The sequence below is a fragment of the Sphingomonas bacterium genome, from assembly GCF_903643065.1.
GTDB lineage: Bacteria > Pseudomonadota > Alphaproteobacteria > Sphingomonadales > Sphingomonadaceae > Sphingomonas.
On sequence record NZ_CAHJWX010000034.1, the window covers coordinates 1 to 9,621 of the forward strand.

General features: G+C 70.3%; 11 protein-coding genes and 1 pseudogene. 6 read left to right on the forward strand and 6 right to left on the reverse strand.

From position 1 onward, the window contains the following. Positions 1–187 precede the first annotated feature (187 nt). The 3 genes from HUU95_RS02410 to HUU95_RS02420 all read right to left on the reverse strand — a co-directional run bounded on the left by HUU95_RS02410 (position 188) and on the right by HUU95_RS02420 (position 2,372). Entirely contained in the window at positions 188–718 is a 531-nt protein-coding gene (locus HUU95_RS02410) for a hypothetical protein (RefSeq protein WP_174278638.1), read from the reverse strand. A gap of 74 nt (positions 719–792) precedes the next feature. Continuing rightward, positions 793–1,797 carry a histone deacetylase family protein gene (locus HUU95_RS02415; RefSeq protein WP_174278639.1) on the reverse strand — a complete coding sequence of 335 codons (1,005 nt, stop codon included), beginning with the start codon at positions 1,795–1,797 and terminating at the stop codon, positions 793–795. 53 nt (positions 1,798–1,850) lie between these two features. Continuing rightward, positions 1,851–2,372 (reverse strand): YciE/YciF ferroxidase family protein, encoded by a 522-nt coding sequence (locus HUU95_RS02420; protein ID WP_174278640.1) that lies wholly within the window; start codon positions 2,370–2,372, stop codon positions 1,851–1,853. Between the two features lie 118 nt (positions 2,373–2,490). Between HUU95_RS02420 and HUU95_RS02425 the strand changes: the two genes are divergently transcribed. Continuing rightward, positions 2,491–3,921: a S41 family peptidase gene (locus HUU95_RS02425; RefSeq protein ID WP_174278641.1), complete on the forward strand. Its 1,431-nt coding sequence runs from the start codon at positions 2,491–2,493 to the stop codon at positions 3,919–3,921. Positions 3,922–3,989: 68 nt separating this feature from the next. Here the strand turns inward: HUU95_RS02425 and HUU95_RS02430 are convergent, their stop codons facing one another. Next, complete coding sequence (locus tag HUU95_RS02430) at positions 3,990–4,355, reverse strand: winged helix-turn-helix transcriptional regulator (RefSeq protein ID WP_174278642.1); 366 nt, start codon at positions 4,353–4,355, stop codon at positions 3,990–3,992. Between the two features lie 94 nt (positions 4,356–4,449). Between HUU95_RS02430 and HUU95_RS02435 the strand changes: the two genes are divergently transcribed. The 5 genes from HUU95_RS02435 to HUU95_RS02455 all read left to right on the forward strand — a co-directional run bounded on the left by HUU95_RS02435 (position 4,450) and on the right by HUU95_RS02455 (position 8,628). Beyond that, on the forward strand, positions 4,450–5,466 hold the full coding sequence (locus HUU95_RS02435; RefSeq protein ID WP_174278643.1) for a zinc-binding alcohol dehydrogenase family protein: 1,017 nt from the start codon (positions 4,450–4,452) through the stop codon (positions 5,464–5,466). 36 nt (positions 5,467–5,502) lie between these two features. Next, the gene (locus HUU95_RS02440; protein WP_174278644.1) at positions 5,503–5,943 is read left to right on the forward strand and encodes a GlcG/HbpS family heme-binding protein; all 441 of its coding nucleotides are present in this window, start codon (positions 5,503–5,505) and stop codon (positions 5,941–5,943) included. 71 nt (positions 5,944–6,014) lie between these two features. Further along, positions 6,015–7,055, forward strand: coding sequence for an AraC family transcriptional regulator (locus HUU95_RS02445; RefSeq protein WP_174278645.1), 1,041 nt, complete (start codon positions 6,015–6,017; stop codon positions 7,053–7,055). Between the two features lie 180 nt (positions 7,056–7,235). After that, a complete protein-coding gene (locus tag HUU95_RS02450) occupies positions 7,236–7,943 on the forward strand; it encodes a PEP-CTERM sorting domain-containing protein (RefSeq protein ID WP_174278646.1) in 708 nt (235 codons plus the stop codon). Next, positions 7,933–8,628, forward strand: a complete 696-nt coding sequence (locus HUU95_RS02455; protein WP_174278647.1) for a PEPxxWA-CTERM sorting domain-containing protein — start codon at positions 7,933–7,935, stop codon at positions 8,626–8,628. Before HUU95_RS02450 ends, HUU95_RS02455 begins: the two co-directional genes overlap by 11 nt. Positions 8,629–8,662: 34 nt before the next feature. Here HUU95_RS02455 and HUU95_RS02460 read toward each other — a convergent pair whose 3' ends face one another. Beyond that, positions 8,663–9,337, reverse strand: a complete 675-nt coding sequence (locus HUU95_RS02460; RefSeq protein ID WP_174278648.1) for an HAD family hydrolase — start codon at positions 9,335–9,337, stop codon at positions 8,663–8,665. After that, positions 9,334–9,621, reverse strand: a pseudogene (locus HUU95_RS02465) (alanine racemase); the annotation flags it as partial. The gene HUU95_RS02460 and the pseudogene HUU95_RS02465, both read right to left, overlap by 4 nt.

The following is a 9,621-nucleotide window of genomic DNA, read 5'->3' on the forward strand; positions in this document are numbered from 1 at the left end:
CGCCGTCTGGCGCGGCGGCGCGGGCGCGGCGCACGAGGCGACGAGCAGCAGCAGCGCGCCCAGCCCGCTCCGTCTCGCCAATGATCGCCGCCGCCCTCGCATGCGCCGGGCCCTACGACGGCAATGGTTAGGCGATCGTTACGCATGCCGATCGGGCGCGGGGCGAACCGCGCCGTCGTTGCCACAACTAGGCCGGGCGTTTGTAATAATGGAAGATGAACCAGCTCGCCACCGCCTCCCAGCCCTCGGCGAGCCGCAGGCCCGGGTCCATCTCCGCCACCGTGCGCCGATGCAGCCAGGGACGATCGGTCTGGCGGAAGAACAGCCGCAACGCGGCCACCGCGACCAGTTCGCGTCCCGCCGCGCCCTCGCGCCGCAGCATCGCGACCTCGTTGAACGCCGTCGCGCCGAGCGTTACCGTGATCATCCCCGGCCCGGCCTCGCGCGCCTCGTCGGCGCCGAACCGCTGCTGCGCGGCCTGCTTGCTGACGCCGACGACCCGGCCGATGTCCGACCAGCTCAGCCCGCCGCGCCGCCCCGCCTTGACCCAGCGGCCCAGGCTCAGCTTCGCCTCGTCGGCGACCACCGCCGCCGCCTCGATCAGCGGCACATAGGCGACCGGCTGCTCGCCGGTGAAATCGCCGTGGCGCTCCTGGCTCCAGTCCAGCGCCAAGCGGCCCGCCTGTTCGCGCAATCCGGCTTCATCCTGCACGTCCATCCCGTCCTCCTCGTCAATATGGTCTTGACGATCGTAAATCTCCCATTGACGTGCAAGCGTCAAGAGGAAGTTGACTAGAAGCCCGACAGGAAGCTCGCCACATTGGCGCCGAGCGCGTCCACCGCATAGCCGCCCTCCATCACGATCGCGGTCGGCCAGCCGCCGCCGGCGATGTCGCGGGCGAGCAGCGCATAGTCCGGGGTGCGCAGCGCGAAGCGGCTGATCGGGTCGCCTTCCCAGGTGTCAGCGCCGAAGCTGACGATCAGCAGCCCGGGCGCGAACCGCGCGATCGCGTCGAGCGCGGCGCCTTGCGCGCGGCGGAACGGGTCCAGCGTCGTGCCCTGCGGCAGCGGCAGGTTGAGCGTCGCGCCCTCGCCCTCCGCCTCGCCACGCTCGTCGGCATGACCCCAATAGAAGGGGTAGTCCGTCGCCGGATCGGCATGCACGGAGGCGAAGAAGACATCCCCGCGCCGCGCGAAGATGTCCTGCGTGCCGTTGCCGTGGTGGTAGTCGATGTCGAGGATCGCGACCCGCGCGACGCCGGCGTCGCGCGCGGCCTGCGCGGCGATCGCGGCGCTGTTGAGGTGGCAATAGCCGCCGGCGTAATCCGCACCCGCATGATGGCCCGGCGGGCGGCTCAGCGCGAACGCGACACGCTCGCCCGCCAGCACGGCGTGCGTCGCGGCGAGCGCGCTCTGCGCGCTTCCGTAAGCCGCCGCCCAGCTGTCGGGCGTCAGCGGCGTGGTCGCGTCGAAGCTGTAGCGGCCGAGCAAGGCGTCGATCCGGTCGAGCCGCAACGGCCGGCGACCCACCACCGGGAACACATACGGGATCGCATCGCCCGATCGCCCCGCCGCGCGCCACAGCGCCGGCGCCTCGCGCAGGAAGCGGCAATAGTCGGAGTCGTGGACCGCCAGGATCGGCGCTTCGCCGCGATCGGCCGGCGCCTCGGCCCCGCCGATCGCGCGAAGGATCGTCTCCGCTCGCGCCGGCACCTCGGCATAGGCGGTGAACGCGCCGTTGTGCAGCTCAAGGGTCGGCGCATGGCCGAGCTGGGCGGGCGAGAAGAAGCGGCGCATGCTGGCGCCGCCATAACGGGGCCGCCGGCTGGCGCCAGCGGCCCCGTTCATCGTCAGGCGGTGATCAGCCCGGCTTCCGCGTTGGCGTTGATCCGGCCCTCGGCGAGCCGGGTCAGCTTCTCGTCGGTCGCATGCTCCTCGGCCAGCGTCTCGGCCAGGATGGACGCGGCCTCGGTCTTGCCCAGCTGCTTGGCCCAGGCGATCAGCGTGCCATAGCGCGCGATCTCGTAATGCTCGACCGCCTGCGCCGCCGCCGTCAGCGCCGCGTCGAGCACCGCCTTGTCGGCGACCTCGCCCGCGACCTCGTTCGCCTCCTTGATGATGCCGTCGATCGCCGGGCAGGTGACGCCCTTGGGGGTCAGCCCGTCCAGCGCGAACACGCGCTTCAGCCGCTCGATCTGCCCTTCGGTCTCGCGCAGGTGCGTCTCGAAGCCTTGGCTGAGCTGCGGGTCGGTCGCCTTGGCGATCATCGTCGGCAGCGCCTTGGTGATCTGGTTCTCGGCGTAATACAGGTCCTGGAGCTGATGGACGTACAGGTCCTGGAAGGTCTCGATGTCCTTGGTGAACAGGCCCATGGTGGTTCTCCGTCGCGTCGTTGTGCGCCGCTCGATAACGAGCATGGCCGCGCGCGGTTGCGTCGACGCTGGATTTGGCCGCTGATCCGGGCTAACCGGCTGAATCGGAGGGATTATAATGATCAGGCGTTGGACGGGGCTGGTCGCGCTGGCGGCGACGTTGAGCGGGTGCGGCGGCGGTGGCGGCGGGACGGCCGCGACATCGACCGCCACCACGACGACGGCGACCACGGCGGGCGGCACCAGCTGCTCGCTCGCCGATCGCCAGGCCTGGGCGCTGGCGCAGCTGCAGGAATGGTATCTGTTCCCCGAGACGCTGCCGACCAACGTCAATCCGGCGAGCTACACCACGGTCAGCGACTATATCGACGCGCTCACCGCCAACGCACGCGCGCAGGGCCGCGATCGCTATTTCAGCTACCTGACCTCGATCGCGTCGGAGGATGCCTATTACAATTCGGGCGCCAGCGCCGGCTTCGGCGTGCGGCTGTCGACCGACGCGGTCAACCGCCGCGTGTACATCGCCGAGGCATTCGAGGGCGCGCCGGCGCTGGCGGCCGGGATCGATCGCGGCGCGGAGATCGTGGCGATCGGCACCACCGCCGCCGATCTGCGCACCGTCAGCGCGATCATCGCCGCCGAGGGCACGGCCGGGGTCACGACCGCGCTCGGCCCCAACACGGCCGGCACGACGCGGCTGCTGCGGATCAGCGACGCGGCGGGCACCCGCGATGTCAGCGTCGCCAAGGCCGATTACAGCCTGACGCCGGTATCGAGCCGCTATGGCGCGAAGATCATCGCCGACAACGGTCGCCAGGTCGGCTACCTCAACCTGCGCACCTTCATCACCACCGCCGATCCGGCGCTGCGCCAAGCGTTCGCGAGCTTCCGCGCGGCGGGCGTCACCAACGTCGTCATCGACCTGCGCTACAATGGCGGCGGCCTGGTCTCGATCGCCGAGCTGATCGGCGACCTGCTCGGCGCGGCGCGCTCAACGAGCGACGTGGTCGATTACACCGTGTTCCGCCCGGAAAAGGCGTCCAACAACACGACCCGCTATTTCCAGCCGACCGCGCAGTCGATCGCGCCAATGAAGCTCGCCTTCATCGGCACCGGCGGCACCGCGTCGGCGAGCGAGCTGACGATCAACGCGCAGATCCCGTATCTCCACCCCAACGCGGCGCTGATCGGCACCAACACCTATGGCAAGCCGGTCGGGCAGATCGCGCTCGACCGCGCGGCCTGCGACGACCGGTTCCGCATCATCGCCTTCGCGACGCAGAACTCGGCGCGCACCAGCGGCTATTTCACCGGGCTGGCGAGCGTGGTGGAGGCGAGCTGCCAGGCGGGCGACGACCTGACGCACCCGCTGGGCGATCCGGCCGAGGCCTCGACGCGCGCGGCGCTGGACTTCATCGCGGGCAAGAGCTGCACCCGCATCGCGGACGCGAGCGTCGGCACGCAATCCGCGACGGGCGAGGGCAAGCGCGAACTGCTCACCCCGGCGCACCCGGACACCGCGCAACGCGAGACGCCGGGCCTGTTCTAGACGTGCCTCGGGAGACCTGATCCTCCCCCCCGCCGAGGGAGGATGATTCCGCCTGACCAGGACAGGCGCTAGGCCGCCTGGGGCCGGCGGTGATCGAACAGCACCATGTTGGCTTCGCCCCATTCCTTCAGCGCGTCCAGGACGGGCGAGAGCGTGCGCCCCCGCTCCGACAGGCTGTACTCGACCTTGGGCGGCACCTGCGCATAGACGACGCGGCCGACCAGCCCGTCGCTTTCCAGTTCGCGCAGCTGGTTGGTCAGCATCCGCTGGGTGACGTCGGGCAGGAACCGGCGCAGCTCGCCGAAGCGCAGCGTGCCCTCCTCGCGCAGGTGCCAGAGGATCACGCATTTCCACTTGCCCTCGATCAGGCTGACGGCGGCCTCGACGGGGCAGGCGGGGTCGCAATCGAGGCGCGAATGGCGGGCCTTGGCCATGACGGTATCCTTCTTGATACTAGGGGCGATGGTTGTGCGTACTGATCCTCACCGGACATAGGCCTATCTCTGTCCCGGACAACGGAGCATTCCCATGAAGGCCATCGGCTACAGGCAACCCGGTCCGATCGACCGGCCCGATTCGCTGATTGACATCGACCTGCCCGAGCCCGTCGCCACGGGCCGCGACCTGCTGGTCGAGGTCAGGGCGGTGTCGGTTAACCCGGTCGACGTGAAGGTCCGTGGCAGCGCCGCCCCGACCGGCGAGGGCCCGCGCGTCCTCGGCTGGGATGCCGCGGGCGTCGTCCGGGCGATCGGGCCGGAGGTCGCGTCCTTCCGCCCCGGCGACGAGGTCTTCTACGCCGGCAGCATCGCGCGTGACGGCACCAACGCGCAGCGGCATCTGGTCGACGAGCGGATCGTCGCCCGCAAGCCGGCGTCGCTCGGCTGGGCCGACACCGCCGCCTTGCCGCTGACGTCGATCACCGCCTGGGAGGCGCTGTTCGACCGCCTGGACGTGCGCAGGCCCGTGCCGGGAGCCGCAAACTCGCTGCTGGTGATCGGCGGCGCGGGCGGAGTCGGCTCGATCGCGATCCAGCTCGCGCGGCAGCTGACCGACCTCACCGTCATCGCGACCGCCTCGCGTCCGGAGACGCGCGCCTGGGCGACGGCGATGGGCGCCCACCACGTCATCGATCACTCGGCGCCGCTCGCGCCCCAGGTCGCCGCCCTCGGGATCGGCGCGCCCGCCTTTGTCTTCTCGACGACCCATACCGACCGGCACCTCGCCGCCATCGTCGAGCTGATCGCGCCGCAGGGCCGGTTCGCGCTGATCGACGACTCCGACACGCTTGATGCGATGCCGTTCAAGCGCAAGTCGGTGTCGATCCACTGGGAGCTGATGTTCACCCGGCCGCTCTACGGGACGGCGGACCTCGACGCGCAGGGCCGGCTGCTCGCCGAGGTCGCCGGGCTCGTCGATGCCGGTCGGCTGCGCACCACCGCGACCGAGCGCCTGTCGCCGATCGACGCGGCCAACCTCAAGCGCGCCCACGCCATGGTCGAGAGCAACACCATGCGCGGCAAGGTCGTGCTCGAAGGCTGGGCCTGATCCCATCACCCTCCGGATAATCGAGGAACCGAGACCATGACCAACGAACTCCCCCGCGTCGTCGCCACCGCCTCCGTCTCGACCGCGGCGTCCAACCTGCTGGTCGAGGCCGCGCTGAGCGCCGCCGCCGCCGCCGGGTTCGAGGCGGCGGTCGCGGTCGTCGACGCCGGCGGCGCGCTGAAAGGTTTCTCGCGGAGCGACGGCGCCGCCTTCCTCACCGCTGACGTCGCCATCAACAAGGCGTGGACGGCCGCGTCCTACGGTTACTCCACCAGCGTCTGGAACGACTATATCGCCGATCCCAAAGTCGCACCGCTCGCGAACCTGCCGCGCATGATGCCAGTGGGCGGCGGCTATGCGTTGTTCGACAACGGCAGGCTGGTCGGCGGCATCGGTCTGTCAGGCGGCAACACTACGCAGGACCAGGATGCGGCGCTGGCCGCGATCAAGGCGGCTGGGTTCGACATGCCCGCCTGAAAGGACGCAACGGGTTGCACAGAACCGCCACCTCGTAGAACATCATCCGATCTTTCTTTGAGGTAGCCGGCATGGAGCAGTCGCCGCCACCCGCGCACGACCGCAGCCCGACCCCGTCCGCACCGGTGAACGGTCCGGCGCAGCGGCTGGGCTTGCTGGGGACGGACGTCGCCAGTGCCTTCGCCACCGCGACCAGCGCCACGCGCGACAGCGAGGCCGAGGATTGGAGCTCGCGCATCTCGAAAACCTTCGTGCCCCTCCATGCGCGGCCGACCGGGGCCGATCCCTTCTTTGGACAGCTCCGGCTGCTGCCGCGCGGTCCCCTGCTCGTGGCGTGCATCGACGGGTCGGCGCAGGAAGTCCGGCATGGGCCCGGCGAGATCGCCACCCAAGGCGAGGCGGCGGTGTATCTGAACCTGCAGCTCGACGGCGTCGGGCGGGTCCGCACCCGGCAAACCGAGACGCAGACCGTCGTCGGCGGGGCGGCGATCGTGCCGTCGGACGAGGCGTTCACCTTGCGCTTCGACCAGCCGTTCAGCCAGCTCTGCATCGGCATGTCCGCCGATTGGCTGGCGGACCGGCTCGGCTTTCCGGCGACCGCCCTCCAGCAGCGCCATCTCGACACGGGTCGCGGCGTCGGCCGGGTCGTGCGCGCGGCGATCGGCTCGGTCATCGAGGCGGGCGACCATGCGGAAGCCGTGCTGTGCGGCGAGCTGTTCGCTCGCACGCTCGCCGAGGCGCTGCGGATGCCGGCGGGGTCCATGGCGGGCGGCGATGCCCGACCGGACCCGCTATTGGCCGCCATCCATTCACTGATCCGGCGGCGGCTGGCCGACGTCGGTCTCACCCCGGCGGCGGCGGCGGCGGCGCTCGGCTGCTCCCTCAGCACGCTGCATCTGCACTGCCAGCGCGGTGGCCGCAGCTTCACGACCATGGTGTGGGAGGCGCGGCTGGACGCGGCGGCGACGCTGCTGGGCTCGGCGCCGCCCGGCTATGGCAGGGTCGAGGCGGTGGCGTTCGCCTGCGGCTTCGGCGATCCCTCGCATTTCGCGCGCCGGTTCAAGGCCCGCTTCGGCACGCCGCCCTCGCTCTACGGGGGCCGGCGTCGGTGACGGAGGCGACAGGCGGACTGTCGTGCTGGCTGTTTCGGACTCCCGTCCTAACCTTGATCGCTGATTGACCCTATTCGAACCGGACCATCTGCGCTCCGCCACCAAGCCGGAGCGAGGAGAAAGGTCGACCGCCGGCTTGATGGCAGGTGGATCGGGGGGCGCCATAATGACGGGGGACGAATGACGGGGATATCGCGCTCGCCGGTCGCGGCGATGCTGGTCGCGGTGGCGGTGCCGGCCCAGGCGACGATCACGCTGGTCGGCACCCGGAGCGCGTTCGCGGCGGCGACGTCGAGCCAGGCCACCGACACGTTCGACGACGTGGCCTATGGGTTCCGCGGCACGACGCTCAAGCGCAGCGCGGGAAGCTACAGCTACACCGCCTACGCGCCGCATGGCCTGGACGGCGATAACGGCAATGCCGATCAATGGCTGGCGGTCGACAATTTCATCGATCCGCTGACGTTCAGAAGCTTCAGCAGCGGCGTCGCCGGCATCGGGGGATCGTTCTTCGGAACCGCCGCGAACGGCGACTATCTCGCCGCCAACATCGTCGTCACCGCCACCGATGCCGACGGTTCGGTGGCGATCACGCTGATGACGCCCGCCGTCGACAGCTTCGTCGGCTTCGTCTCCACCAAGGCGATCACGCAATTGACCGCCAAGGCGGTGCAGCCGACCGGCGCCATCGCGTGGGTCGGCGCGAACAATCTGGTGCTCGCGAGCGCCTCGGCCGCCGCGCCCGTGCCCGAACCGGCGACCTGGACGATGGCGCTGATGGGGGTCGGGCTGGTCGGCGCCGGGCTGCGCGGCCGCCGCTCCCTCAGCCGTGGCAAGGTGCAACGGCACGGCTCTTCCTCCAGCGTTCGGAGATCCTATGCGCAATAGCACCCTCGCCGTCGCCGCGGCCCTGTCCTGTGCCGTCGCCACCACCCCCGCCCGCGCCATTTATCTGACCACGGCGGTGACCGAGTCCTCCGGCGCGCCGCTGGGCCTCTTGTTCGTGGGCAATGACTACAACGTGATCATCGACATGGCGGCGAGTCCTACCGCCCAGTTCGACTATAAGATAAGCCGGACATCGCTCTACGATTACTATGTGAACTCCGCGATCGACAGCACCAGCTTCGCCAACGTCACGTCGCAATTCAACAAGTACAAATATGTGGTGACCAGTCCCACCGAGCTGACGATCAGCTTTGAACCCGACGTCGTCGGCACCTATTCGTTCAACTTCAAGGACCTGATCGTCGAAACCCGCACGCAAATCGCCGCCGAGAAGAAGCCCATATCCGAAGACGGGTACACCAGCTTCTTCGAAAAGATCGTTCCACCCCCGCTGATGCAGGGGCCGTTGAGCTGCGGTTTCGATCAGAGTTACGGCGGCGCCGGGTTCACCACCACCGCGCAATGCGCGCTCACCTTCACCGTCGCGCCAAAGATCGTGTCGGTGCCGTCCGTCCCCGAGCCGGCGTCCTGGGCGATGCTGCTCACCGGGTTCGGCGCGCTGGGGACCACACTGCGGCGGCGCCGGGATGGCGCCCACCGCTCGCTCGCACCGATCCGTCGGTGACGCCCCGGCCGCCCGTCACCGGCGGCAAGACTGGTCAGACGTCGCGCGCCAGCCCCAGCAGCCGCGCGACCTCGCCGAAGTCCGCCGCCACCGCGTCGACGCCGAGCGCCAGCAGCGCGTCGCCATGGCCCTTGCCGCAATGCAGGCCGGCGGTCAGCCCGATGACATAGCCGCCCGAGGCGACCGCCCCGGTCGCGCCGACGCGCGAATCCTCGATGATCGCGCACCGCTCGATCGGCACGCCCAGCGCCGCGGCGGCGTGGTGGTACAGGTCGGGCGCCGGCTTGGGGCGCGCGACATGCTCGCGGCCGCTGAACCGGTGGGGAAAGGCATCGCCGAGCCCGAGATGCGCGAGATGCGTCCCGATCCAGGCGGTGGAGCTGGACGACACGATCGCGCGCGGCAGGTCCGCCGGCAGCGACCGGACGAAGGCGACCGCGCCCGCGACCTCGCCCACCCCCTCGCGCAGCACGCGCGCGTCCTCGATCGCGCGCGCCGCGTCGAACGCCGCCGGGATCGGCCCGCCCAGATGCCGCGCCACCCGCGCGCGGAACTCGTCCCCCGCGTGACCGCTGAACAGCGCCGTCGCCTGTGCGACGCTGGTCGGATGGCCGTTGGCGGTCAGCCAGTCGGCGATCTGCCGCGCGCCGACCCATTCGGACTCGATCAGCACCCCATCGAAGTCGAACAACAGCGCGTCGACCCTCATGCGCGCGCGCCGAACAGCGCCGAGCCGACCCGGACATGCGTCGCGCCCAGCATCGCCGCCGTCTCGAAATCGTCGGACATGCCCATCGACAATCCCACCAGCCCCTCGTCGCGCGCCATCCTGGCGAGCAGCGCGAAATAGGGCGCCGCCTCCACCCCGGCGGGCGGCACGCCCATCAGCCCCGTCACCGGCAACGCCGCCGCGCGCGCCTCGGCCAGTAGCGCCGGCAGATCGGCGACCGCGCAGCCGCCCTTTTGCGGCTCGTCGCCGATATTGACCTGGAC